This window comes from Janthinobacterium sp. SUN206 (assembly GCF_030587305.1).
Taxonomy (GTDB): Bacteria; Pseudomonadota; Gammaproteobacteria; order Burkholderiales; family Burkholderiaceae_D; genus Janthinobacterium; species Janthinobacterium kumbetense.
This window is the reverse complement of sequence record NZ_JAPWIB010000003.1, coordinates 523,236-545,864: the sequence shown is the minus strand read 5'-3', so window position 1 is coordinate 545,864 and position 22,629 is coordinate 523,236. Positions and strand designations below refer to the sequence as shown.

The window sequence follows — 22,629 nt, the reverse complement described above, 5'->3', positions numbered from 1 at the left end:
TACGGGATATGCAATCTTCAAGAAAATGTGGCATGGAGCTGATAGTTTCTCCGCGCAAGGCGGCAGCATACTCCTGTTTGGCCCCTGCCATAAAAAAGGGCAGCCTGTTGAGACGGCCGCCCTCGTTCATGCGCGCTGGTGCGCCTGGCAATCTCTTGCCACGATGAAAACTTACTTCAGGCCGGCGATGTAATCGGCAACGGCGGCGATCTCGTCATCCGACATACGGGCGGCGATGGTGTGCATTTGCGCGCTGTTCTTGCGGGCATCAGCCTTGGTGCTGCGGAACATGGTCAGCTGGGCCACCGTGTAATCCTGGTGCTGGCCGGCGATGCGCGGGTACTGGACGGGAATGCCATTGCCCGTCGCGCCATGACAGCTGGCGCAGGCGGCAACTTGCTTGGAAGCAATGCCACCACGGTAGATTTTCTTGCCCAGGTCGATCGTATCCTTGTTTTTCGCGGCACCCGGTTTGGACAGTTGCGCGCCCAGGTAGGCGGCGATATTTTTCTTGTCGGCGTCGCTGAGCATCTTCGCGTACGTCGTCATGACGGGCTGGCTGCGTTCCGGCGTGGTGAAGTCGACCAATTGCTTGTAGATATAGCTTTCGTGCTGACCGGCCAGTTTCGGATTGACCGTGATGGTCGAATTGCCGGCCGCGCCATGGCAGGAGACGCAGGCAGGCAAGCCGCGCGCCGCATCGCCATCGGCGTACAGGGTGGCGCCCTTGGCGGCGTCGGCCTTGACGGCCGGTTTCGCTGCTTCGACCGCGGAGGCAGTTGCCGATACAGCCAGCAATGCGAGCAGCATGGATTTGATAAACGGTGAAAACGCACGATTCATTCAGGCACCCTGAGACAGTGAGAAATTAGTGGTGGACATTGCCGCGCCCTGTGGATTTTTGCTTTATTTTCAGGGCCGCAAGCCGCATCGCTGCTACGCCGGCAACAATAAACAACCCCTTATTGTACAATAGCTTCTTGGCGTTATCGCTCCCTTATCGCTCCCTTTTGTTGCTTTACTACTCCCATGTCAAAACTCTGGCAAGCCCGCTTCTTTACGACCGTCAACCAATTGCGTGACCTGCCCGATACCACGGTGCCGGAAATCGCCTTTGCCGGCCGCTCCAATGCCGGTAAATCGACCGCCATCAACATCTTGTGTAATCAGAAAGGCTTGGCGTTCGCCTCCAAGACACCTGGCCGTACCCAGCACATCAACTACTTCTCCATCGGCGGCGCCCACGTGGCGCAGCACCGCAAGGATGCCACCATCGTCGAAGAGATCGAATGCCTGCTGGTCGACTTGCCGGGCTACGGCTACGCGGAAGTATCGGGCTCGGCCAAATTGCACTGGCAGCGCCTGCTGGGCGACTACGTGCAGCGCCGCGAGCAATTGGCGGGTTTGATCCTGATCATGGATTCGCGCCGCCCGTTCACCGACCTGGACATTCAAATGCTGGAATGGTTCGCCCCGACCGGCAAGCCGATCCACTGCATCCTGACCAAGGTCGATAAGCTGAACCGTAATGAATCCGTGAATGCCTTGCGCCAGGCGAAAGCCAAGCTCGACAGCTATGTGGATGAAGACGGCGTCGGCTTCCCGTTCACCGTGCAACTGTTCTCGGCCCTGAAACGCGTCGGCATCGACGAAGCCAACGACAAGATCATGGAACTGGCCGGCATCAGCGAAGACGGCGCGGCCCAGATGGTCGAATTGATCGACATGGAAGACGACGTCGAGCCTGAATCGGACAAACCGGCTTGATCGAGATCAACGCTGCGTAAAAAAAGGCTGCCCGTTCACACGGTGCAGCCTTTTTTATTGCCGTCAGTTTGACGGGCGCCTAGCGCCGTCCCGGCCCTGGCCGCTTCTCGGAAAAGAATTCCTGGCGCAGGAAAGCCATAAGCTCGGCCGTGTCTTCCACGCGGGCGCTGAGGTTGACGTTACGCCCCAGGCGACGCGATTCCCACACGAAGTCGCCCGGTTTTTCGGCACGGATCAGTTGGATCATCTTCTTCAGGATGGCCGTTTCGATATCGGGCTCATTGCCCAGCTCCACTTTTTCCTGCTTCAGCCAGTTGCGCTTGAAGTTGCCATTCCAGCCCTTGAACTTGACTTCCGCGCTGAACGAGGTCTGGTTGACGATGGAAAACACGCCGCCCGAATCCTCGCGGTCGCTGCCGGAATTGCGTCCCTGGGCGCCGGCGATATTCGCCTTGGCCACGCGCATGGCGCGGTCGTTTTCGCTTTCCTCGGCCGGCGGCGCGGGATTTTGCGCCTGACGCTGCTTGCGGCGCTGCTCGATCATCGAACTCATGTCTTCAGCGGGCGGCGGCGGCAACGGCACTTTCGACACCAGCGGCGGCGTGAAGGTTTCCAGTTTCGGCTTGTCGCGCGGCACGTCTTTCGTGACCACGCGCTTGCTCGGCGCCGGTGGCGGTTTGACCTTGGCCACTTTCGTGTCCTTCGGTTTCGGCGTGGGTTTCGGTTGCGGCTTCGGTTGCGGCTTGTCTTTCAGCGGCGCAATGTAGACCATTGCGCTTTCCTTCTTCGGCGGCGGGATTTTTTCGATCTTGTCGCTACGCAACAAGACATACGCCGCCAGCAGCACGTGCAGCAAGACGGACACGCCGAGCGCCACCTTGCGCATGGTGCTGGTCTTGGACCCGTAGGCCGGTGGTGGCTGGATGACTTGCCCGCAGGTGGGGCAAACATCGGAATCGGCAGCCATCAAATGGGTCGTGTCATGCAAAATGAATCGTGCTTTCTGTGTAGCGACAAAAGTAATCTTACAGGGCAGCCATAGTGCCAGAGTCCCTTGCTTTTGGGAACACTTCCTCGGCATTTCCAACCCGAAGCGTACAGGATAGCGACTTTCCTTGCAGCGGTATCAGCGTACCCTAGCCGTCCCTTGACGGTTGTTACCGTATGTATCACGGCCCATACAAAACCGGCGCCGCATTCACTCAGGAACGGGGCGCCGGTGCTGCCGTATGGCGGATCAGGCCTTGTTGTCGAGCGCCACCAATTGCTCGTCCGTCAACGGTCCCGTGCCGCTGTACTTGTCCAGGAACAGATAAATCACGGGGGTGATGAACAGGGTAATCACTTGTGAAAAGAGCAAGCCGCCGACCACCGCCAGGCCCAGCGGCTGGCGCAGCTCGGCGCCGGCGCCCAGGCCCAGGGCGATCGGCAAGGCGCCCATCAAGGCCGCCGCCGACGTCATCATGATGGGGCGGAAACGCAGGATGCAAGCCTGGCGGATGGCCTCCGCCGGCGCCAGCCCGTCGTTGCGCTGCGCATGCAGGGCGAAGTCGATCATCATGATGGCATTTTTCTTGACGATGCCGATCAGCATCAAAATGCCGATGATGGCGATCATGGTCAGGTCCATGCCGAACAGGCGCAGGGTCAGCAGCGCCCCCACTGCCGCCGATGGCAAGCCGGCCAGGATGGTCAGCGGGTGGATATAGCTTTCATACAACACACCGAGCAGCACGTAGATCACGGCCAGCGCGGCAATGATGAGGATGATCTGGCTGGACTGCGAGCTCTGGAACACGGCCGCGTCGCCGCCGTAGCGCGTGATGATGGAGGCCGGCAAGCTCATGTCCTTGGCCATCGCGTCGATCTTGCCCGTGGCGATGCCCAGCGGCACATCCGGCGCCAGGTTGAAGGCGATGGTAACAGCCTGCAACTGCCCCTGGTGATTCACGGACGTGGGTCCGATCGTGCGTTCCACGTAGGCAATACTCGACAGTTTCACCAGTTCGCCCGTCTTGCTGCGCACGGACACGCGCGTGAGCGCATCGTCGTACTGGCGGTCTGCCGTGGCCGCCTCCAGGATCACGTAATAGCTGGCTGCCGACGAGTAGATGGTCGACACTTGCCGCTCGCCAAAGGCGCTGTACAGGGCCGTGCGGATATCGGACATTTGCACGCCCAGCAGATTGGCCTTGTCGCGGTCGATCCTGAGCGACGCCTGCAAGCCCTTGATCTGCGAATCGCTGGTGACGTCGCGGAAGGCCGGATCCGTGCGCATTCCGGCAATAAACTTTTCCGCCCAGTCATTCAAGGCGTCGGGACTGACGCTTTGCAAGGTGTACTGGTAGCGGCTCTTGCTCTGGCGTCCGCCCAGCTGCAAGTTTTGCACGGGGCGGAAATACACGGCCATGCCGGGCACGGTACTCGTCGCGCGGCGCAGGTTTTCCAGCACCACGGGCATTTTCGGCCGCTCGTTGCGCGGTTTCAAGACCATGAACATGCGTCCCGTGTTGCCGCCGCCGACGAACGAGGTCACATCCTGCACGCTGGGGTCCGCCTTGAGCACGGCCGCCACGCGGGCTTGCAAATCCTGCAGTGCCGCCGAGGAAATGTCTTCCGACGCTTCCGTATTGACCTGGATCTGGCCCAGATCTTCTTCCGGGAAGAAACCTTTCGGTATCGTGGCGTACAACAGCACCGTCAGCGCAAAGGTACACACGGCAATGAACAGCACCACGTTGCGGTGCGCCAGGGCCTTGTCGAGCAGATGCACGTAACCGTTGCGCAACTTCGTGAAACCCGCTTCGAAATGGCGGCCGATGAAGGTTTTTTCGCCATGGCTGGGGTCGCTGTCATTGTGCTCGCGCGAATCGGCCGGCAGGAAGCGGCTGGCCAGCATCGGCACCAGGGTCAGCGAGACGACGGCGGACACCAGCACGGCCAGCGAGACGACAACGGCGAACTCATGGAACAACAAGCCGATCACGCCCGGCATGAAGAAGATGGGGATGAACACGGCCACCAGCGAGACGGAAATCGAGATGATGGTAAAGCCCATCTCTTTTGCCCCTTCCAGGGCCGCGCGTATCGGTTTCTTGCCCATCTCGATATGGCGTACGATGTTTTCCAGCACCACGATGGCATCGTCGACAACCAAGCCGACGGCCAGGGTAATGCCCAGCAGCGAGACGTTGTCGAGGCTATAGCCGAGCCAGTACAGCAGAGCCAGGGCGCCCAGCAGGGAAATCGGCATGGTGACGGCAGGAATGAAGGTGGCGGCCGCGCGGTGCAGAAACAGGAAAATCACCAGCACCACCAGCACCACCGTCAGGGCCAAGGTCAAATTGACGTCGTGGATGGCTTCGCGTATCGACAGCGAACGGTCGTTAACCAGGCTGATCTGTATCGATTGCGGCAATTGTTCCTTGAACCCAGGCAACAAACGGCGCACGCCATCGACCACTTGCACCGTGTTGGCATCCGGTTGGCGCTGCACCATCAGGCTGATCGAGCGCTCGCCGTTGAAACTGCCGACGGCCTTGATCGATTGAAAGCTGTCTTCCACCTCGGCCACGTCTTTCAGGCGCACGGGCTGGCCATTGCGGCTGGCGACGATCAATTCGGCAAAATCAGCCGCTTTCATCATTTGCGGATTGCCCTGGATGGTCAGGGTCTGGCTCGGGCCGTCAAGGATGCCCAGCGGGGAATTCGTGTTCGACGTGCGCAAGGCGGTGGCCAGCTCGTCCATCGTCAGGTTGCGCGCATTCATCAGGTCGGCACGGGCGCGCACGCGCACGGCAAAGCGCTTCTGGCCATTCACGATCACCTGGGCCACGCCAGGCAGGGTCGACAGGCTCGGGGCGATCAGGTTTTCCGCATAATCATTGAGATCCGACAAGTTCAGCGATGGCGACGTCATCTGGATGAACAGCACCGGCGCATCGGCAGGATTGACCTTGCGGTAGGATGGTAAATCCGTCATTTCCGTCGGCAACTGGCGCTGCGCCCGCAGCAGCGCGGCTTGCACGTCGACGGCCGCCTCGTTGACATTGATGCTGGCGTCAAATTCCAGGGTCAGCGAGGTATTGCCCAGCGTGCTCGTGGACGTGATCAGGCTAAGGCCGGAAATGGTGGAAAATTGTTTTTCCAGTGGCAAGGCCACCGACGAGGCCATGGTTTCCGGGCTGGCACCGGCCAGGTCGGCACTGACGTTGATGACGGGCGTGTTGTAGCTCGGCAAGGCCGCCACGGGAATTTGCAGGTAGGCCAGCACGCCGGCCAGGATGATGGAGAGGGACAGCAGCACCACCATGACGGGGCGGCGGATGCTCAGTTCGGACAGGTTCATGCTGGCTTGCCCTGCGGTGCGGCGGCGCCATCGGCGGCCTTGTGTTTTTCCGCCAGGCGCACCTTGCTGCCTGGACGCAAGTTCTGCTTGCCATCGACGATGACTTTTTCATCGCCTGCCAGGCCCGTGACGACGGCGCTCGGCCCGAACGCGTACACGCGGGTAATCTTGCGCATCTTGGCCGTACTGTCCGCCTCCATCGAGTACACAAAGGTGCCGGAAGTACTCGTGATGATGGCGTTTTGCGGGATCACCAGCGCATCCTTGAGGGTGCGCACGGTCAGCTGCGTATTCACGTACTGGCCTGGCCACAAATCGGTGCCGCCATTATTGAAACGGGCCTTGATCCGGATCACGCCGGTGGCGGAATCGACGGCATTGTCGATAAAGTTCAATTTGCCGTCGAGCTGCTTGCCGCCCGCATCGGACAACAGCGCCGTGACGGGCACCTCGCCCGCCTTTTGCGCCGCCAGCAAGCCGGACAAGCTGCTTTCCGGCAAGGTGAACGACACGTCGATCGGGTCGAGCTGGGTGATGCTGGTGAGCGACGTGGTCGGCTGCACCAGGCTGCCCGCATAGACATTGATGGCCCCTACCCTGCCCGCCTGCGGCGCGCGCAGGACGGTGTAGCTGGAATCGACCTGGGCGGCGCGCAAGGCGGCCTGGTCGGCAGCCAGCAAGGCGCGTGCCGCGTCGAGCTGGCTTTGCAGGGTATCGACGGCGCCCTGGGCAATAAAGTTCTTGCTCAGCAAATCCTGGCTGCGCTTGAGCTGGCGCTCGAAGTCCTGCACCGAGGCGCGGTCGCGCAAGACCTGCGCCTGCGCCTTGTCGACATTCGCGTGTTCGCTGCGCGCATCGAGAGTGAACATCAGCTCGCCCTGCTTGACGAACTGGCCTTCGCGGATATGCACCTTGGTAATCGTGCTGGTCGTCTGCGGGTGCAAGTCAACGCTGCTGATCGGCATCACGCTGCCATTGGCTTGCAGCACCATCGGCACGTCCTGGCGCACCGGAACGACCACGCTCACCGTCGTCGGCGCCTGTCCGCCCTTGCCCCCTTTACCATCCTGCCCACCGCTCGCCGCGCCGGGCTGATGATTGAAATACCAGATGCCGCCGCCGATACACAGGGCCGCACCCACGAGGATTGCCAGACTAGTCTTTTTCATTGTTCTGTCACGCTGTCGCAGCGCAGGGCTGCTGGTTGAAGGTAGTTGCCAGGGGGCATAAAGCACAATATTGTCGCACGGAAATGCTCACTTTCCTGCGTAATACTCAGGCACGATGAGGGTGACTTCCAGTCCACCGTCGACATGATTGAGCAGTGAAACCGTGGCGCCATGCTGTTCGGCGATATTGCGCGCGATGGTCAGGCCCAGGCCCGTGCCGCCCGATTCGCGCGAACGCGAAGTCTCGATGCGGTAAAACGGTTCGAACACTTTAGCCAATTGATCTGGCGCAATGCCTGGCCCCCCGTCGCGGATGCGGATGCGCGCGGCACCCGGGATGCGCTCGACGGCAACCTGCGCGTACAGGCCATATTTGACGGCATTGTCGATCAAGTTCACCAGGCAGCGCCGCATGGCGATCGGGCGCGCCATCAAGGCCATGCCTGCCTGCCCATTCAGGGTGACTTTCTGGCCGGCATCAGCCGCGTCGGAACAGACGCTATCCAACAGGGAATCGAGGTCGAGCGCCTGCATCGCTTCCGTGCTATCCATCGAGCGGGCCAGGTCCAGCCCTTCCTTGACCATGCTCTGCATGGCCGACAAATCGCCCACCAGGCGGTCATACAATTCCGTATCGGCCACTTTTTCCAGGCGCAAACGCAAGCGCGTCAGCGGCGTCTGCAAGTCGTGCGTGATGGCAGCCAGCATCTGTGTCCGCTGGGAAATATGCTGGCGGATGCGCGCCTGCATGGCATTGAAGGCGGCGCTGGCCTGGCGGATCTCGCTGGCGCCCGACAGGGTCAGCGGCGGATGGTTGATGTCGTTGCCCAGGTCTTTCGCCGCCTGCGCCAGCTGCTTGAGCGGGCGCATGGTCATGCGCGTGACCAGGTAGGCGAGGATGGCGATGCTGATCAGGAAAGGCAGCAAGGTCATCCAGTCGTTGTGTTCATTGAACGGCGGCTGCTGGCGCGGCGGCAAGACCATCAGGCGCAGCACGTGGCCATCCTGCATGCGCACGTCGAGGTTTTCGCACGTGCCGCCCCATGGCTTGGCGGCAAACATGCCCGGCGTCTGGCGCGGTTTGACGCAGGCGGCCGGGCGTTCGGCCAGCGCGCTGACCTTGAAACCTTCGCCCAGCTTGGCTTGCAGGGCGGTGGAAAACTCCGTCGGCGCGCCGGGCGTATGTTCCGTTTCGGGACGCAGTTCCAGGCGCACGCTGCCTTTGTTGGCCACTTTCAGGTAGGCGGCGCGCGAGGCCAGCGGCACCACGTCGGCCGCCATCACCAGCTGCTCGGCCCGCTCGACGGCGTGGTAGTCGCGGTATTGCTCGATGGCGCGCTGACGTTCGCCCACGGCCAGCCACTGCGTCAGCGCGGCCGACGCGACGATGCCGATCAGCAAGAACATGAAGACGCGGCCCGTCATCGACCCGAGGAAGGCCTTCACGCGTGCGGCTCCACATTGACCTGGCCGGCCAGCACGTAGCCGCCGTTGCGCACGGTCTTGATGATTTGCGGCAAGCGGGCATCTTCACCGAGCTTTTGCCGCAGGCGGCTGATCTGGATATCGATCGAGCGGTCGAACGGGTCGGCGTCGCGGCCCTGCGTCAGGTTCAGCAGCTGGTCGCGGTTGAGCACGCGGTTCGGGTGTTCCAGGAACACGCGCAGCAAGCGGAACTCCGCGCCCGACAGCATGATCACGAGGCCGCTGGGATTGAGCAGGTGGCGCGCCGTCAAGTCCAGGGTCCAGCCGGAAAAGCGGATTTGCTGCGCCTTGTCCGATGGCACGTTCGACGGCATGGCATGGCTGCGGCGCAGCACGCTGCGTATGCGCGCCAGCAATTCACGCGGTTCGAACGGTTTCGGCAAGTAATCGTCGGCGCCCATTTCCAGGCCCAGGATGCGGTCCAGCGGCTCATTGCGCGCCGTCAACATGATCACCGGCACCGTCGATTGGGCGCGCAGCTTGCGGCACAGGGTCAGGCCATCGTCGCCGGGCAGGTTCAAGTCCAGCACGATCAAGTCGGGCCGCGTTTCGTCGAGGATTTTCCACATGGCCGTGCCATCTGCCGCGCCCAGGGTGCGGTAGGCGTTCGTTTCCAGGTAGTCCGCCAGCAAGCTGCGGATATCGCGGTCATCGTCGACGATGAGAATTGTAGAAGTGGGTTCCATGGTACGAATTATCCCCACTTCCCCCGGCCTTGCACAGCGCATTTGTATCGTCTTGTATATAGGAGACCCGAAGAAACATATAGATACAAACTGTCTGGCAGCGGACACTTCGGGGAAACATGGCGCGTCCAACATGGATTCATGTGCAGCAACATGTACATCCCTCACTTTTACAAAGGAATCCAGATGAACGCCTCAATGACAACCTTGCGCAAGAATTTGATCATCGCCATGAGCGTACTCGGCATGGGTGCGGCATCGCTGACCGTCCACGCCCAGGAAGCGGCCGCCAGCGCGCCTGCCGCCAGTACCAAGATGCAACACGATGGCCAGCACCGCGGCGGCAACCCGGCCGAGCGCATGGCCAAGTACCAGGCCCGCCTGCACGACAAACTGAAGCTGACGGCCGCGCAGGAACCGGCCTGGGCCACTTTCACGGCCGCCAATGCGCCGAAAAAACCGATGGGCGACTGGAAAGCCAAGCGCGAAGCGATGGCCAAGCTGTCGGCGCCGGAACGCATGGAGCAATGGATCGCCATGTCGAAGGAGCGCATCGCGAACCAGGAAAGCCGCCTGGCCTCGCTGAAAACCTTTTATGCCGTGCTGACGCCGGAGCAAAAGAAAGTGTTTGACGACAGCGTGCCTGGCGGCAAGCACGGCGACCACCGCGGTGGGCACCGTGGCGCTCACGACGGCATGCAGCAGCATCCCAAAGCCGGCTAAGTTGTAGCGGGTGTGAACACAGAAAAAGCCTGCAATGCAGGCTTTTTCTTATTGACGAGACAAGTGACCGCTTACTGCCCGTCGAGCTTGCGCAAGGAGGTCAGGAAGGTGGCGGCGTTCTGGAAACCGATCACGCGCGACTGGGCGATTTCCTGCCCTTGCGGGTTGAACATGATGATGCCCGGCGGGCCGAACAGCTGAAAACGTTTCAGCATGGCCTTGTCGTCGGCATCATTGGCCGTCACGTCCACCTGCAGCAGCACGGCTTGCCCCATCTTCTCGCGCACGACGGGATCGACGAAGGTCAGCTTTTCCATTTCGATGCAGGACACGCACCAGTCCGCATAAAAGTCCAGCAGGGCCGGCTTGCCATTGAGCTGGGCCAGCGCCGCATCGAGCTGCGCCACGGTCTTTACGCGCATAAACGGTTGCGCATGCACTTGCCCGCCGCCGAGGTGGGCCAGCGGCGCCAGCGGATCGCGGCCACCGCTGGCCACACCCACCAGTTGCATCGCGCCCAGCACGGCAAACACGAGGCCGAAGGCCTTGGCGATCCAGGCGTTCTTCGCGCCGCTCTTGCCCACCAGCAAATACATGCCGTAGCCGACAAACAGCACCGTCCAGCCCATCATCTGCACGGCGCCCGGCAGCACGGGCGAGACCAGCCACCAGGCCACGCCCAGCTGCAGTACGCCAAAGAAGCGCTTGACAGCGTCCATCCAGGCGCCTGCACGGGGCAGCAGGGTACCGGCCGACACGCCAACCAACAGCAGAGGTACGCTCATGCCCACCGCCATGGCAAACAAGGCGCTGCCGCCGATGACGACGTCGCGCGTCTGGCTGATGTACAGCAAGGCGCCGGCCAGCGGCGCGGCCACGCAGGGCCCCACGATCAGGGCGGAAATGGCGCCCATGACGAACACGCCCGCCAGGCGGCCCGACGATTGCTGGTTCGACACGGACGTCAGCTTGCCTTGCAGGAAAGCCGGCACTTGCAGCTCATACAAGCCGAACATCGACAGCGCCAGGCCTGCCATCAGCAGGGCAAAGAAGCCCAGCACCCACGGATTTTGCAGCTGGGCCGCCAGGCCTTCGCCTGCCAGGCCGGCCGCCACGCCCAGCGCCGTGTAGACGATGGCCATGCCCAACGCGTACGTCAGCGACAGCAGCAAGCCGCGCGAACGACTGACCTTGGCGCCATCGCCGATGATGATCGACGACAAAATCGGCACCATCGGCAACACGCACGGCGTAAATGCCAGGCCCAGGCCCAGCAGCATGAACAGGGGCACGATGACGAGCAGCTTGCCGCCCTTCAGGGCCGCTTCGATCTTGCCCATCTCGCTTTGCGCGGGCGCAGGGCTGGCCTCCACGGGCGCTGCCGCTACCGGCTCGGGCGTGCTGGTGATATTGGCCTGGGGAATGCTCATGACGGACACGCCGGGCGACGCCTGCGCCTGCGGGCCGTTGACGGCGGCCGTGTCGACTGCCGGCGCGGCCGGCAAGGCGAACTTCGACGGCAAGCCGCCCGGCGCCATGCTCTGGCCGCCGCCACCGCCTACCAGCTGGGCCGTGGCATCCTGCGGCGCATAGCACAGGCCCTTGTCCGAGCAGCCCTGGCCCGTCGCCTTCAGGGTGAACGCGCCGGCCGCTTCCACGGGAATGGTGATGGTGAGGGTCTGGCGGAAGGTTTCCACGTTCTTCTGGAAAGTGTCGTCGAACTTGACCTTGCCCTTCGGATAAACTGGCGTACCCAGCTTGGCGCCCACGGCTTCGAACTTGAAGCGCTCGTGGTACATATAGTAGCCATCGGCAATCACATAGGTGACGGCAATGGTGGACGGGTCCTGCATGCGCGCGGAAAATTTAAACGCCAGCTCGGGATCGAGGAATTCATCGTCGGCACGGGCCTGATTGGCGCCAAAGACGGCCATGGCCAGCAGCAGACAGGTGGCAAGCCAGATCAGCAGTTGATGTAGGGGAGCGGCGCGCGCGGTGGCGCTGGAAGGGAAACGGGACATGAACAACCTTTTTCTGCGGCATCAGCTGTGCCATTCGACAAGAGTCGCGCGGAGCGGGCAGCGCTTGTGCCGGGCCGGCGCGAAAGAAGAATAGTACACCGCAGCAAGGATAGCTGCAGCAGAAAACAAAAAAGCCAGGCTAGGCCTGGCTTTCTCAGATGCAATTACTGGGATTACTCGCCAGCAACTTCAACTGCTTCGGTCGTATCTGGACGATCCATCAGTTCAACGAACGCCATAGGAGCGTTATCGCCGACGCGGAAACCCATTTTCAGGATACGCACATAACCACCGTTACGGTTGGCGAAACGTGGGCCCAGTTCAGCGAACAGTTTGACGACCATTTCACGGTCGCGCAGGCGGTTGAAGGCCAGACGCTTGTTTGCCAGGGAGTCGGTTTTGCCCAGGGTCAGAATTGGCTCGACAACGCGGCGCAGTTCTTTTGCTTTTGGCAGGGTGGTTTTGATCGCTTCGTGACGCAGCAGCGATACTGTCATGTTGCGCAGCATTGCCAGACGGTGGGACGAGGTACGATTCAGTTTACGGAGGCCGTGACCGTGACGCATGATAAATCCTTTCGGTGAGTGTTTAAATTCCAGCTCTTCGATCAATGAGGCGGAAGCTTCATCGCGGGCCGGTTTGGTGCTACAAAATAAAAGCCTGGGACACCTGTCCCAGGCAGTTTGCTACAACTACGTATTACTTTTCCAGGCCGGCAGGCGGCCAGTTTTCCAGCTTCATGCCCAAGGTCAAGCCGCGCGATGCCAGCACTTCCTTGATTTCATTCAGGGACTTGCGGCCCAGGTTTGGCGTTTTCAGCAGTTCGTTTTCCGAACGTTGGATCAGGTCGCCGATGTAGTAGATGTTTTCCGCTTTCAGGCAGTTCGCCGAACGCACGGTCAACTCCAGGTCGTCGACTGGACGCAACAGGATAGGATCGACCAGCGGAGCGCGCGATGGCGCTTCGGCGGCGGCTTCCGTGCCTTCCAGGGCAGCGAACACATTCAACTGGTCCACCAGGACGCGGGCCGACTGGCGGATCGCTTCTTCCGGCGAGATCACGCCGTTGGTTTCGATGTTGATGATCAGCTTATCCAGGTCGGTACGCTGTTCAACGCGGGCCGATTCAACGAAGTACGATACACGGCGCACTGGCGAGAACGACGCATCCAGGATGATGCGGCCGATGGTCTTGTTCGTGTCTTCCGACAGGCGACGCACGTTACCAGGAACGTAGCCGCGGCCTTTTTCAACCTTGATCTGCATGTCCAGCTTGCCACCAGCGGTCAGGTGGGCGATCACGTGGTCAGGGTTGATCAGTTCGACGTCATGCGGCAGGTCGATGTCGGAGGCCAGGATGGCGCCTTCGCCTTCTTTTTTCAGGGTCAGGGTTACCGAATCGCGGTTGTGGACTTTGAAAACCACACCCTTCAAGTTCAGCAACAGATCGACGACGTCTTCTTGCACGCCATCGAGGGAGGAATATTCGTGGACGACGCCAGCGATCGTCACTTCGGTCGGCGCGTAGCCTACCATCGACGACAGCAGAACGCGGCGCAACGCGTTACCCAATGTGTGGCCATAGCCGCGCTCGAACGGTTCCATCACGACCTTGGCGTGACCTGCACCGAGAGCTTCAACATCGATAATACGTGGCTTCAACAAACTGTTTTGCATGAAATGTCCTTTTCAATACCCTCGGCTCATTACACCGATAAGGCTGATGGCATTAGTAAAACGCCCACTCAAGAAAGTGAGTGGGCGGGAGTCTTGCTAACTACTATTAACGCGAGTACAGCTCGACGATCAGCGATTCGTTGACGTCGTTAGCGATTTCGTTACGCTCTGGCAGGGACTTGAAGGTGCCTTCCATTTTCTTGGCATCAACCGAAACCCAGCTAGGCATACCAACTTGTTCAGCCAGCGACAGTGCTTCAACGATACGCACTTGCTTTTTCGATTTTTCACGAACAGCAACGATGTCGCCAACTTTGACTGCGTACGAAGCGATGTTCACAACGATACCGTTCACGGTGAACGCTTTGTGGCTGACCAATTGACGCGCTTCAGCGCGGGTCGAGCCAAAGCCCATGCGGTAGCAAACGTTGTCCAGACGCGTTTCCAGCAACTTCAACAGCGTTTCGCCGGTGTTGCCTTTACGACGGTCTGCTTCAGCGAAGTAGCGGCGGAATTGACGTTCCAGCACGCCGTACATGCGCTTGACTTTTTGCTTTTCGCGCAGTTGGTTACCGTAGTCCGAGGTGCGGGCGCCGGATTTGACACCGTGCTGGCCTGGCTTGACGTCCAGTTTGCACTTGCTGTCCAGCGAGCGACGTGCGCTCTTCAGGAACAGGTCTGTACCTTCACGGCGGGAAAGTTTTGCTTTAGGTCCGATATAACGTGCCACGATACTTCCTTTTTTTAAATGATAACGCCCCAGCCACATGCATGATCAAACACACTGATGCGGTTAGGCGCTAGTCTGATTTGGTTTCAATCAGACGGTGGCTGAAAACGAAAAACCCGTCAAACAGGATTTGACAGGCAAGAACAGCCGGGCAGTATAACCGTTTCCGGCTCCCTGCTCCAGCGTTTTCACACAACTGTACTGAGTTACAACAGACAGCAAAGCAGCTGGCGCCGAAGCGCCCTCTGCAACACTATCTTAGATACGACGACGTTTCGGTGGACGGCAACCGTTGTGCGGTACCGGCGTCACGTCCTGGATCTCGGTGATCTTGATGCCCAGGTTGTTCAGCGCGCGAACGGCGGACTCACGACCAGGACCTGGGCCCTTGATACGTACTTCCAGGTTCTTCACACCACACTCAACAGCCACTTTACCAGCGGCTTCCGCGGCGACCTGCGCTGCGAATGGGGTCGATTTACGCGAACCCTTGAAGCCTGCACCGCCGGAGGTAGCCCACGACAAGGCATTGCCTTGACGATCGGTGATGGTAATGATGGTGTTATTGAACGAAGCGTGGACATGCGCGATGCCTTCAGCGACGTTCTTTTTAACTTTTTTACGCACGCGTGCTGATGCGGCGTTATTTTGCGACTTAGCCATAATTATTCCCTAGCGGATTATTTTTTCAGCGATTGAGCGGCTTTACGCGGTCCCTTGCGGGTACGTGCGTTCGTACGCGTACGCTGGCCACGGCAAGGCAGACCCTTACGATGACGCATGCCGCGGTAGCAACCCAGATCCATCAAACGCTTGATGTTCATGGACAGTTCACGACGCAGATCGCCTTCGACGATGAATTTACCTACTTCATCGCGCAGCTTTTCCAGTTCGCTGTCATCCAGATCTTTGATCTTTTTGTTGGTTGCTACACCGGTCGATGCACAGATTTTCTCTGCGCGTGGACGGCCCACACCGTAGATGGCCGTCAGGCCGATAACGGTATGCTGATGATTTGGGATATTAACCCCTGCAATACGTGCCATTTGTTATTCCTCGATTAACCTTGACGCTGCTTGTGACGTGGTTCCACGCAGATAACGCGGACTACGCCTTTGCGCTTGATGATCTTGCAGTTGCGGCAGATCCGCTTGACTGATGCGAGAACTTTCATTTTTGGGCTCTTTCTTTCGCTTCTTTGGTTTGATTCAGTGTGTTACTTGGTACGGAACACAATGCGGGCTCGGCTCAGGTCGTACGGCGTTAACTCCACCGTCACCTTGTCTCCAGGGAGAATGCGAATATAGTTCATCCGCATTTTACCTGAAATATGCCCGAGCACCACGTGTCCGTTCTCCAGCTTCACTCGAAATGTTGCATTTGGGAGATTCTCAAGAATCTCGCCCTGCATCTGTATGACGTCGTCTTTTGCCATTCGGTATGTTTACCGCGCTTAACGCGTCGGAATTCCGCCCTTGAAATTTGCTTTGCGCAGCAGTGAATCATATTGCTGCGACATCACGTAGTTCTGTACTTGCGCCATGAAATCCATGGTGACAACTACAATAATCAATAAAGAAGTACCGCCGAAATAGAATGGTACTTTCCACTGGGCTTGCATAAATTCCGGCAATAAACACACCAGGGTGATGTAGACTGCGCCGGCAAGTGTCAAGCGTGTCAGGATCTTGTCGATGTAACGGGCTGTCTGTTCGCCTGGACGGATCCCGGGAATGAACGCACCGCTTTTCTTCAAGTTATCCGCTGTTTCCTTGCTGTTAAAGACCAGCGCTGTATAGAAGAAACAGAAAAACACGATCGCCACTGCGTACAACAGCGCATGGATAGGCTCACCAGGCCCCATCGATGCTGCCAAATCTTTCAAGAACCGCACCGCAGGGTTAGCATTGTCGGCGCCCTTTGAAAACCAGTCCACGATAGTGGCCGGGAACAAGATGATCGAAGAAGCAAAGATCGGCGGGATCACGCCGGCCATGTTCAGCTTCAACGGCAAATGGCTGGTTTGACCGCCATAAATCTTGTTGCCTACCTGGCGCTTCGCGTAATTGACCAATATTTTGCGCTGACCACGTTCGACGAATACGACGAAGTACGTTACCAGTGCTACCAGGATCACGATGAAAATCGCGCTGAAGCTGCCGATCGAACCATTCGACACCTGAGTGAACAAGCCACCCAACGCCGACGGCAGACCTGCTGCAATCCCGGCAAAAATGATGATCGAGATGCCATTCCCCAAGCCACGCTCGGTAATTTGCTCACCCAACCACATCAAAAACATTGTTCCGGTCAACAAAGTGACGACCGTCACGAAGCGGAATGCAAGACCAGGTTCCAACACCAGACCAGCTTGCGACTCCAGTGCGACTGCAATGCCTAACGCTTGGAACAGTGCCAGGGCAACCGTGAAATACCGGGTGTACTGGGTGATCTTGCGACGACCTGCTTCGCCTTCTTTTTTCAACGCTTCCATCTGCGGTGACACGATCGACAGCAATTGCATGATGATCGAGGCCGAGATATAAGGCATGATACCCAGCGCAAACACTGTAAAACGAGACAAGGCACCGCCCGAGAACATGTTGAACATGCCCAGGACGCCGCCTTCGTGCTCCTTGAACAGCGAGGCTAATTGTGTCGGGTCAATCCCGGGAACCGGGACGTGAGCACCGATACGATAAACCACCAATGCGCCAAGCAAAAACCAGAGCCGTCCCCAAGGGAAACCGGCCGCTGCACTTTTAGCAAGTTGTGGATTAGTCGCCAATTTTCGCTCCGATCAAGCTGTTAGCGGTCAACTCAGGCTACCGAGCCGCCGGCTGCTTCGATGGCTGCTTTCGCGCCAGCGGACACTTTCAAGCCCTTCAAATTCACCGCTTTGGTGATTTCGCCGGACAAGATCACGCGCACGTCACGGGCCAACACGCCCAGAACGCCAGCTTGCTTCAAGACCAGAATGTCGACATCGCCAACAGCCAGGTTGTTCAGATCGGACAGGCGCACTTCAGCTTTGAAGGTTGCGTGCATCGATTTGAAACCGCGCTTAGGCAGACGGCGTTGCAGAGGCATCTGACCGCCTTCGAAACCGACTTTATGAAAGCCGCCCGAACGCGATTTCTGACCTTTGTGACCACGACCCGAGGTTTTACCCAGGCCGGAGCCGATACCGCGACCGACGCGACGCTTGTAGTGCTTAGCGCCTTCGGCTGGTGCAATAGTATTCAATTCCATGATTTGCTCCGTTCGTGTAAGCCCGAAGGCTTACCCGACAACTTTAACGAGATACGATACTTTATTGATCATGCCGCGTACGGATGGGGTGTCTTGCAATTCGGAAACCGAATTTACACGACGCAGACCCAGACCGCGCACGGTAGCGCGATGCGATTCGCGCGTACCGATCAAGCCCTTGACCAATTGCACTTTGACTGTGTTTGTCATTTTGTCCACCTTAAGCCAGAATGTCTTCGACCGACTTGCCGCGTTTGGCAGCGATATCGGAAGCAGTGCTCATTTTCGACAGGCCGTCCAGCGTAGCGCGTACCAGGTTGTATGGGTTGTTCGAACCGGTGGATTTCGCCACCACGTCCGTCACGCCCATCACTTCGAAGATAGCGCGCATTGCGCCACCAGCGATAACGCCAGTACCAGGCTTAGCTGGGTTCATCAGGACCTTGGAGGCGCCGTGACGACCAACAACCGTGTGATGTAAGGTACCGTTTTTGAGCGGTACTTTGATCAGGTTGCGACGGGCTTCTTCCATTGCCTTCTGCACGCCAACTGGCACTTCTTTCGATTTGCCCTTGCCCATGCCGACGCGGCCATCGCCATCACCAACTACGGTCAGCGCGGCGAAACCCATGATACGACCACCCTTGACCACTTTGGTCACGCGGTTGATCGCGATCATTTTTTCGCGCATGCCATCATCCGGCTTGTCGCTTTGCATTTTTGCTTGCATTTTTGCCATGATTGATCCTTAGAACTTCAGACCGGCTTCGCGTGCGGCTTCTGCCAACGCTTTCACACGGCCGTGGTAACGGAAACCGGAGCGGTCAAACGCAACTTCGGTAATCCCTGCTTTCAACGCTTTTTCAGCGACGCGCTTGCCGATCAAGGCTGCAGCAGCGGCATTGCCGCCTTTGCCGGATTGGCCTGCCAGTTCAGCGCGAACTTCCGCTTCAGCCGTCGAGGCCGAAACCAGGACTTTAGCGTCCGGGCTGATCAGGTTGGCGTAAATGTGCAGGTTGGTGCGATGCACCGACAAGCGATTTACTTTCAATTCCGCAATCTTGATGCGGGTTTGGCGTCCGCGGCGAAGCCGTGATTCTTTCTTATCCATCGTCAGCCCCTAATTACTTCTTCTTGGTTTCTTTAAGCTTAACCACTTCGTCCGCATAGCGAACGCCCTTGCCTTTATAAGGCTCAGGAGCGCGGTAAGCACGAACTTCAGCGGCTACCTGGCCAACCTGTTGACGGTCGATACCTTTAATCAGGATCTCGGTCGGGGTTGGTGTTGCGCAGGTAACGCCAGCTGGCATGTCATGCACTACAGGGTGCGAGAAACCCAGGGACAGATTCAGCTTGTCGCCTTGAGCTTGCGCCTTGTAACCCACGCCTACCAGGTTCAGCTTTTTCTCGAAACCCTTGGTGACGCCAACAACCATGTTGTTGACCAGTGCGCGCAGCGTGCCGGACATGGCATTGGCTTCGCGGCTGTCGTTCGCCACGTCGAAACTCAGGGTTCCTGCATTGTTTTCCACTTTGACCTGGCCGGTGAGGGCCTGGGAAAGTACGCCCAGCGGGCCTTTTACGGTGATCGCTTGTGCGGAGATGGCGACTTCGGCGCCAGCTGGCACTACGATAGGCATTTTAGCTACTCGAGACATGTGTAACTCCTTAAGCCACGTAGCAAATAACTTCGCCGCCGACACCGGTAGCGCGTGCTTTGCGGTCAGTCATGACGCCTTGCGGAGTCGACACGATCGCCACACCCAAGCCATTCATCACAACAGGGATCTCGTCTTTACCCTTGTAGACGCGCAGACCCGGACGGGACACGCGCTCCAAGCGCTCAATGACGGGACGGCCAACATAATACTTCAAACCGATTTTCAGTTCCGCTTTGCCACCAGCTTCGGCAACAGCGAAATCTTCAATGTAACCCTCGTCCTTCAGGACGCTGGCAATCGCAATTTTGACTTTCGACGATGGCATGGCCACGGTCGTCTTTTGCACGCCTTGTGCATTGCGAATGCGGGTCAGCATATCGGCGATAGGATCGCTCATACTCATTGCATATTCTCCTATTACCAGCTTGCTTTTGTCATACCCGGAATTTCACCACGCATGGCGAATTCACGGAGCTTGATACGACCCAGACCGAATTTACGGAATGTGCCGCGCGGACGACCAGTGATGGCGCAACGGTTACGTTGACGCGTCGGGTTCGAGTTACGTGGCAGCGCCTGCAATTTCAGGCGAGCTTCGTAGCGCTCTTCTTCCGATTTCGATTGGTCATCGACGATGGCCTTGAGAGCTTCGCGCTTAGGGGCGAATTTCGCCACCAGGTCAGCACGCTTGATCTCACGATTAATCAGTGACAGTTTGGCCATGATCAGTTCCTGAAAGGGAATTTAAAGGCGGCGAGCAAAGCTTTGGCTTCGTCATCGGTCTTAGCGGTTGTCGTGATGCTGATATTCATACCGCGCAACGCGTCAATCTTGTCGTATTCGATTTCAGGGAAAATGATCTGTTCCTTGACACCGATGTTGTAGTTGCCACGACCATCAAATGCACGGCCGTTCACACCACGGAAATCGCGTACGCGCGGCAGAGCCACGGTAATGAAGCGATCCAGGAACTCGTACATCCGAGCGCCGCGCAGGGTGACCATCGTACCGATCGGGTAACCTTCACGGATTTTGAAGCCTGCGATCGCTTTGCGGGACTTGGTGGTCACTGGCTTCTGGCCGGCGATCTTGGTCAAGTCAGCAACTGCGTGCTCGAGAACTTTTTTATCCGCGATAGCCTCACCAACACCCATGTTCAGGGTGATCTTGGTCAGGCGTGGAACTTCCATTACCGACTTGTAACCAAACTTGCTGGTCAGGTCGGCAACGACTTTTTCTTTATAGAATTCTTGGAGACGTGCCATGATTTCTTAAGCCTTCACTACTTCGCCGGAGGATTTAAAGATGCGAACTTTCTTGCCGTCCACTTCTTTGAAACCCACGCGATCTGCCTTGCCAGTCGCTGCATTAAACAATGCAACGTTGGACACGTGAATTGGCATGGTCTTATCGACGATACCACCAGTTACGCCAGTCATCGGGTTTGGCTTAGTCGCTTTTTTAGCGATGTTAATGCCGTCAACCACGATATGTTCAGCATCGATACGCTGCTGTACCACACCACGTTTGCCCTTGTCTTTCCCGGTCAGAACGATGACTTCGTCGTTTTTACGAATCTTATCCATTACGACTCCTTACAGGACTTCCGGTGCCAGGGACACGATTTTCATGAACTTCTCAGTGCGCAGTTCGCGCGTGACAGGTCCAAAAATACGGGTACCGATCGGTTCCAGCTTGGCGTTCAACAGAACGGCGGCGTTGCCGTCGAACTTCACCAGGGAACCGTCTTGGCGGCGAACACCTTTAGCGGTGCGCACAACCACGGCGTTATAAATTTCACCTTTTTTGACACGGCCACGTGGCGCAGCAACCTTAACGGTTACCTTGATCACATCGCCAATGCCAGCATAACGGCGCTTGGAGCCGCCCAATACCTTGATGCACATTACTTCTTTGGCACCGGTATTGTCAGCCACTTCGAGCCGGCTTTCAGTTTGAATCATAGTATTCTCTTTCCCAACTTAAGCCGAAGAATCCACACAATGTAGACCCACGGTCAGTCTTGGTCCCGCCAGAGCCGCCCTGCTGGGCTTCACTGTTTGGGTGCATGACCTTCATACATCAACTGACCGCGAATGCTACTGTCTGTGGCCAGACACTTTGCGGCGTTACATGAACGAAGCCCGCAAGTATTACATACAATTTGCGGGCCTGCAAGTACTAATTAAAAGCCACCGCCGAAACGGTGGTTTTTATTTAAACGGTTGGTGCGGCTTGAACCACACGTGTCACCGTCCATGCCTTCGTTTTGGAGATCGGGCGACCTTCCTGGATCTCGACCGTGTCACCGGCCTTGACTTGGTTGGTCTCGTCATGCGCGTGATACTTGTTCGAACGCATGATGATCTTGCCATACAAAGGATGTTTTACGTGGCGCTCGATCAGAACGGTAACGGTCTTGTCCATCTTGTCCGAAACCACTTTACCGATCAGCGTGCGCTTGAGCGACTGTTTCACTGGTTCGTTCATTTGGCTTCCTTCAGATTCATTACCGTCTTCACACGCGCGATATCGCGGCGTACCTTCTTGAGCTGCGAAGTGTTGCTCAGCTGCTGCGTAGCGATTTGCATGCGCAGGCCGAACTGTGCCTTCAACAGGTCATTCAGCTCTTTTTGCAGAGCTGGCTGGTCCTTGCCGCGGAGTTCAGATGCTTTCATATACAACTCCAATTATTGGCCGACTTGGCGGATGACAAACGTCGTCGCCAGTGGCAGTTTAGCGGCGGCAAGACGGAATGCTTCCCGTGCCAGCGCTTCATCAACGCCATCCATTTCATACAGTACTTTGCCTGGCTGAATTTCAGCGACGTAGTACTCAGGATTACCTTTACCGTTACCCATACGGACTTCAGCCGGTTTGTTCGAAATCGGTTTGTCCGGGAAAATACGGATCCAGATACGGCCACCGCGCTTGATGTGACGCGTCATTGCACGACGCGCCGCTTCAATTTGACGCGCAGTGATACGACCGCGCGCAACTGCCTTCAGACCGAATTCGCCAAACGACACGGCGGTGCCGCGGCTGTGCGAAATACCGGTATTACGGCCTTTCTGCTCTTTACGATACTTTCTGCGTGCTGGTTGCAGCAT

The 22,629-nt window shown here is 58.1% G+C and carries 30 protein-coding genes; 2 read left to right on the top strand and 28 right to left on the bottom strand.

The window, feature by feature from the left end; translation table 11 throughout:
- Nucleotides 1-171: 171 nt before the first annotated feature.
- Entirely contained in the window at nt 172-843 is a 672-nt protein-coding gene (locus O3300_RS19440; protein WP_077398855.1) for a cytochrome c, read from the bottom strand.
- Between the two features lie 186 nt (nt 844-1,029).
- Between O3300_RS19440 and yihA the strand changes: the two genes are divergently transcribed.
- Nucleotides 1,030-1,767 carry a ribosome biogenesis GTP-binding protein YihA/YsxC gene (gene yihA / locus O3300_RS19435; protein WP_077398853.1) on the top strand — a complete coding sequence of 246 codons (738 nt, stop codon included), beginning with the start codon at nt 1,030-1,032 and terminating at the stop codon, nt 1,765-1,767.
- 79 nt (nt 1,768-1,846) lie between these two features.
- Here yihA and O3300_RS19430 read toward each other — a convergent pair whose 3' ends face one another.
- From O3300_RS19430 to O3300_RS19410, 5 genes are all read right to left on the bottom strand, one after another.
- Nucleotides 1,847-2,734 (bottom strand): hypothetical protein, encoded by an 888-nt coding sequence (locus O3300_RS19430; protein WP_251349390.1) that lies wholly within the window; start codon nt 2,732-2,734, stop codon nt 1,847-1,849.
- 270 nt (nt 2,735-3,004) lie between these two features.
- Complete coding sequence (locus O3300_RS19425; protein ID WP_305053837.1) at nt 3,005-6,115, bottom strand: efflux RND transporter permease subunit; 3,111 nt, start codon at nt 6,113-6,115, stop codon at nt 3,005-3,007.
- Nucleotides 6,112-7,284, bottom strand: coding sequence for an efflux RND transporter periplasmic adaptor subunit (locus O3300_RS19420; RefSeq protein WP_099665735.1), 1,173 nt, complete (start codon nt 7,282-7,284; stop codon nt 6,112-6,114). The genes O3300_RS19425 and O3300_RS19420 overlap by 4 nt, the downstream gene beginning before the upstream one ends.
- A gap of 87 nt (nt 7,285-7,371) precedes the next feature.
- Complete coding sequence (locus O3300_RS19415) at nt 7,372-8,730, bottom strand: ATP-binding protein (RefSeq protein ID WP_099665736.1); 1,359 nt, start codon at nt 8,728-8,730, stop codon at nt 7,372-7,374.
- Nucleotides 8,727-9,455 carry a response regulator gene (locus O3300_RS19410; protein ID WP_034753223.1) on the bottom strand — a complete coding sequence of 243 codons (729 nt, stop codon included), beginning with the start codon at nt 9,453-9,455 and terminating at the stop codon, nt 8,727-8,729. Before O3300_RS19410 ends, O3300_RS19415 begins: the two co-directional genes overlap by 4 nt.
- A 186-nt stretch (nt 9,456-9,641) precedes the next feature.
- On the opposite strand from O3300_RS19410, the gene O3300_RS19405 reads away from it, so the two are divergent.
- Nucleotides 9,642-10,178, top strand: a complete 537-nt coding sequence (locus O3300_RS19405) for a Spy/CpxP family protein refolding chaperone (RefSeq protein ID WP_305053836.1) — start codon at nt 9,642-9,644, stop codon at nt 10,176-10,178.
- Between the two features lie 71 nt (nt 10,179-10,249).
- Here O3300_RS19405 and dsbD read toward each other — a convergent pair whose 3' ends face one another.
- From dsbD to rplP, 22 genes are all read right to left on the bottom strand, one after another.
- Nucleotides 10,250-12,199, bottom strand: coding sequence for a protein-disulfide reductase DsbD (dsbD, locus tag O3300_RS19400; RefSeq protein ID WP_305053835.1), 1,950 nt, complete (start codon nt 12,197-12,199; stop codon nt 10,250-10,252).
- 173 nt (nt 12,200-12,372) lie between these two features.
- Nucleotides 12,373-12,765 carry a 50S ribosomal protein L17 gene (gene rplQ, locus O3300_RS19395; RefSeq protein WP_034753219.1) on the bottom strand — a complete coding sequence of 131 codons (393 nt, stop codon included), beginning with the start codon at nt 12,763-12,765 and terminating at the stop codon, nt 12,373-12,375.
- A gap of 133 nt (nt 12,766-12,898) precedes the next feature.
- The gene (gene rpoA / locus O3300_RS19390) at nt 12,899-13,876 is read right to left on the bottom strand and encodes a DNA-directed RNA polymerase subunit alpha (protein WP_008444343.1); all 978 of its coding nucleotides are present in this window, start codon (nt 13,874-13,876) and stop codon (nt 12,899-12,901) included.
- Between the two features lie 106 nt (nt 13,877-13,982).
- Entirely contained in the window at nt 13,983-14,606 is a 624-nt protein-coding gene (gene rpsD / locus O3300_RS19385) for a 30S ribosomal protein S4 (RefSeq protein WP_010394478.1), read from the bottom strand.
- 258 nt (nt 14,607-14,864) lie between these two features.
- Complete coding sequence (rpsK, locus tag O3300_RS19380; RefSeq protein WP_010394475.1) at nt 14,865-15,269, bottom strand: 30S ribosomal protein S11; 405 nt, start codon at nt 15,267-15,269, stop codon at nt 14,865-14,867.
- 17 nt (nt 15,270-15,286) lie between these two features.
- Nucleotides 15,287-15,652: a 30S ribosomal protein S13 gene (gene rpsM / locus O3300_RS19375; RefSeq protein WP_046681666.1), complete on the bottom strand. Its 366-nt coding sequence runs from the start codon at nt 15,650-15,652 to the stop codon at nt 15,287-15,289.
- 14 nt (nt 15,653-15,666) lie between these two features.
- Nucleotides 15,667-15,780: a 50S ribosomal protein L36 gene (gene rpmJ, locus O3300_RS19370; RefSeq protein ID WP_010394471.1), complete on the bottom strand. Its 114-nt coding sequence runs from the start codon at nt 15,778-15,780 to the stop codon at nt 15,667-15,669.
- Nucleotides 15,781-15,822: 42 nt separating this feature from the next.
- Nucleotides 15,823-16,041 (bottom strand): translation initiation factor IF-1, encoded by a 219-nt coding sequence (infA, locus tag O3300_RS19365; protein WP_005663428.1) that lies wholly within the window; start codon nt 16,039-16,041, stop codon nt 15,823-15,825.
- A gap of 18 nt (nt 16,042-16,059) precedes the next feature.
- On the bottom strand, nt 16,060-17,394 hold the full coding sequence (gene secY / locus O3300_RS19360; RefSeq protein WP_010394438.1) for a preprotein translocase subunit SecY: 1,335 nt from the start codon (nt 17,392-17,394) through the stop codon (nt 16,060-16,062).
- A 32-nt stretch (nt 17,395-17,426) separates the two neighbouring features.
- Nucleotides 17,427-17,858: a 50S ribosomal protein L15 gene (gene rplO / locus O3300_RS19355; protein WP_034753211.1), complete on the bottom strand. Its 432-nt coding sequence runs from the start codon at nt 17,856-17,858 to the stop codon at nt 17,427-17,429.
- Between the two features lie 30 nt (nt 17,859-17,888).
- On the bottom strand, nt 17,889-18,068 hold the full coding sequence (gene rpmD / locus O3300_RS19350; RefSeq protein WP_010394435.1) for a 50S ribosomal protein L30: 180 nt from the start codon (nt 18,066-18,068) through the stop codon (nt 17,889-17,891).
- Between the two features lie 10 nt (nt 18,069-18,078).
- Nucleotides 18,079-18,597 carry a 30S ribosomal protein S5 gene (gene rpsE, locus O3300_RS19345; RefSeq protein WP_010394433.1) on the bottom strand — a complete coding sequence of 173 codons (519 nt, stop codon included), beginning with the start codon at nt 18,595-18,597 and terminating at the stop codon, nt 18,079-18,081.
- A gap of 9 nt (nt 18,598-18,606) precedes the next feature.
- The gene (gene rplR / locus O3300_RS19340; protein WP_010394431.1) at nt 18,607-18,969 is read right to left on the bottom strand and encodes a 50S ribosomal protein L18; all 363 of its coding nucleotides are present in this window, start codon (nt 18,967-18,969) and stop codon (nt 18,607-18,609) included.
- A gap of 13 nt (nt 18,970-18,982) precedes the next feature.
- Nucleotides 18,983-19,516: a 50S ribosomal protein L6 gene (gene rplF, locus O3300_RS19335; RefSeq protein ID WP_034778281.1), complete on the bottom strand. Its 534-nt coding sequence runs from the start codon at nt 19,514-19,516 to the stop codon at nt 18,983-18,985.
- Between the two features lie 10 nt (nt 19,517-19,526).
- On the bottom strand, nt 19,527-19,922 hold the full coding sequence (rpsH, locus tag O3300_RS19330; protein ID WP_034753208.1) for a 30S ribosomal protein S8: 396 nt from the start codon (nt 19,920-19,922) through the stop codon (nt 19,527-19,529).
- A 14-nt stretch (nt 19,923-19,936) separates the two neighbouring features.
- The gene (rpsN, locus tag O3300_RS19325; RefSeq protein WP_010394423.1) at nt 19,937-20,242 is read right to left on the bottom strand and encodes a 30S ribosomal protein S14; all 306 of its coding nucleotides are present in this window, start codon (nt 20,240-20,242) and stop codon (nt 19,937-19,939) included.
- Nucleotides 20,243-20,244: 2 nt separating this feature from the next.
- Nucleotides 20,245-20,784, bottom strand: a complete 540-nt coding sequence (rplE, locus tag O3300_RS19320) for a 50S ribosomal protein L5 (protein WP_010394421.1) — start codon at nt 20,782-20,784, stop codon at nt 20,245-20,247.
- A gap of 6 nt (nt 20,785-20,790) precedes the next feature.
- The gene (gene rplX / locus O3300_RS19315; RefSeq protein ID WP_034753204.1) at nt 20,791-21,105 is read right to left on the bottom strand and encodes a 50S ribosomal protein L24; all 315 of its coding nucleotides are present in this window, start codon (nt 21,103-21,105) and stop codon (nt 20,791-20,793) included.
- A 9-nt stretch (nt 21,106-21,114) separates the two neighbouring features.
- Nucleotides 21,115-21,483, bottom strand: a complete 369-nt coding sequence (rplN, locus tag O3300_RS19310) for a 50S ribosomal protein L14 (protein WP_008444317.1) — start codon at nt 21,481-21,483, stop codon at nt 21,115-21,117.
- 253 nt (nt 21,484-21,736) lie between these two features.
- A complete protein-coding gene (gene rpsQ, locus O3300_RS19305) occupies nt 21,737-22,009 on the bottom strand; it encodes a 30S ribosomal protein S17 (RefSeq protein WP_010394415.1) in 273 nt (90 codons plus the stop codon).
- Nucleotides 22,006-22,197 (bottom strand): 50S ribosomal protein L29, encoded by a 192-nt coding sequence (rpmC, locus tag O3300_RS19300; protein WP_010394412.1) that lies wholly within the window; start codon nt 22,195-22,197, stop codon nt 22,006-22,008. Before rpmC ends, rpsQ begins: the two co-directional genes overlap by 4 nt.
- Nucleotides 22,198-22,209: 12 nt before the next feature.
- Nucleotides 22,210-22,629, bottom strand: a complete 420-nt coding sequence (gene rplP, locus O3300_RS19295; protein WP_034753201.1) for a 50S ribosomal protein L16 — start codon at nt 22,627-22,629, stop codon at nt 22,210-22,212.

Bases quoted from the DNA above. Each gene is read 5' to 3' on its own strand.
- O3300_RS19440 (WP_077398855.1), bottom strand. From the start codon at position 843: ATGAATCGTGCGTTTTCACCGTTTATCAAATCCATGCTGCTCGCATTG.
- yihA (WP_077398853.1), top strand. From the start codon at position 1,030: ATGTCAAAACTCTGGCAAGCCCGCTTCTTTACGACCGTCAACCAATTG.
- O3300_RS19430 (WP_251349390.1), bottom strand. From the start codon at position 2,734: ATGGCTGCCGATTCCGATGTTTGCCCCACCTGCGGGCAAGTCATCCAG.
- O3300_RS19425 (WP_305053837.1), bottom strand. From the start codon at position 6,115: ATGAACCTGTCCGAACTGAGCATCCGCCGCCCCGTCATGGTGGTGCTG.
- O3300_RS19420 (WP_099665735.1), bottom strand. From the start codon at position 7,284: ATGAAAAAGACTAGTCTGGCAATCCTCGTGGGTGCGGCCCTGTGTATC.
- O3300_RS19410 (WP_034753223.1), bottom strand. From the start codon at position 9,455: ATGGAACCCACTTCTACAATTCTCATCGTCGACGATGACCGCGATATC.
- O3300_RS19405 (WP_305053836.1), top strand. From the start codon at position 9,642: ATGAACGCCTCAATGACAACCTTGCGCAAGAATTTGATCATCGCCATG.
- dsbD (WP_305053835.1), bottom strand. From the start codon at position 12,199: ATGTCCCGTTTCCCTTCCAGCGCCACCGCGCGCGCCGCTCCCCTACAT.
- rplQ (WP_034753219.1), bottom strand. From the start codon at position 12,765: ATGCGTCACGGTCACGGCCTCCGTAAACTGAATCGTACCTCGTCCCAC.
- rpoA (WP_008444343.1), bottom strand. From the start codon at position 13,876: ATGCAAAACAGTTTGTTGAAGCCACGTATTATCGATGTTGAAGCTCTC.
- rpsK (WP_010394475.1), bottom strand. From the start codon at position 15,269: ATGGCTAAGTCGCAAAATAACGCCGCATCAGCACGCGTGCGTAAAAAA.
- rpsM (WP_046681666.1), bottom strand. From the start codon at position 15,652: ATGGCACGTATTGCAGGGGTTAATATCCCAAATCATCAGCATACCGTT.
- rpmJ (WP_010394471.1), bottom strand. From the start codon at position 15,780: ATGAAAGTTCTCGCATCAGTCAAGCGGATCTGCCGCAACTGCAAGATC.
- infA (WP_005663428.1), bottom strand. From the start codon at position 16,041: ATGGCAAAAGACGACGTCATACAGATGCAGGGCGAGATTCTTGAGAAT.
- rplO (WP_034753211.1), bottom strand. From the start codon at position 17,858: ATGGAATTGAATACTATTGCACCAGCCGAAGGCGCTAAGCACTACAAG.
- rpmD (WP_010394435.1), bottom strand. From the start codon at position 18,068: ATGACAAACACAGTCAAAGTGCAATTGGTCAAGGGCTTGATCGGTACG.
- rpsE (WP_010394433.1), bottom strand. From the start codon at position 18,597: ATGGCAAAAATGCAAGCAAAAATGCAAAGCGACAAGCCGGATGATGGC.
- rplR (WP_010394431.1), bottom strand. From the start codon at position 18,969: ATGGATAAGAAAGAATCACGGCTTCGCCGCGGACGCCAAACCCGCATC.
- rplF (WP_034778281.1), bottom strand. From the start codon at position 19,516: ATGTCTCGAGTAGCTAAAATGCCTATCGTAGTGCCAGCTGGCGCCGAA.
- rpsH (WP_034753208.1), bottom strand. From the start codon at position 19,922: ATGAGTATGAGCGATCCTATCGCCGATATGCTGACCCGCATTCGCAAT.
- rpsN (WP_010394423.1), bottom strand. From the start codon at position 20,242: ATGGCCAAACTGTCACTGATTAATCGTGAGATCAAGCGTGCTGACCTG.
- rplE (WP_010394421.1), bottom strand. From the start codon at position 20,784: ATGGCACGTCTCCAAGAATTCTATAAAGAAAAAGTCGTTGCCGACCTG.
- rplX (WP_034753204.1), bottom strand. From the start codon at position 21,105: ATGGATAAGATTCGTAAAAACGACGAAGTCATCGTTCTGACCGGGAAA.
- rplN (WP_008444317.1), bottom strand. From the start codon at position 21,483: ATGATTCAAACTGAAAGCCGGCTCGAAGTGGCTGACAATACCGGTGCC.
- rpsQ (WP_010394415.1), bottom strand. From the start codon at position 22,009: ATGAACGAACCAGTGAAACAGTCGCTCAAGCGCACGCTGATCGGTAAA.
- rpmC (WP_010394412.1), bottom strand. From the start codon at position 22,197: ATGAAAGCATCTGAACTCCGCGGCAAGGACCAGCCAGCTCTGCAAAAA.
- rplP (WP_034753201.1), bottom strand. From the start codon at position 22,629: ATGCTGCAACCAGCACGCAGAAAGTATCGTAAAGAGCAGAAAGGCCGT.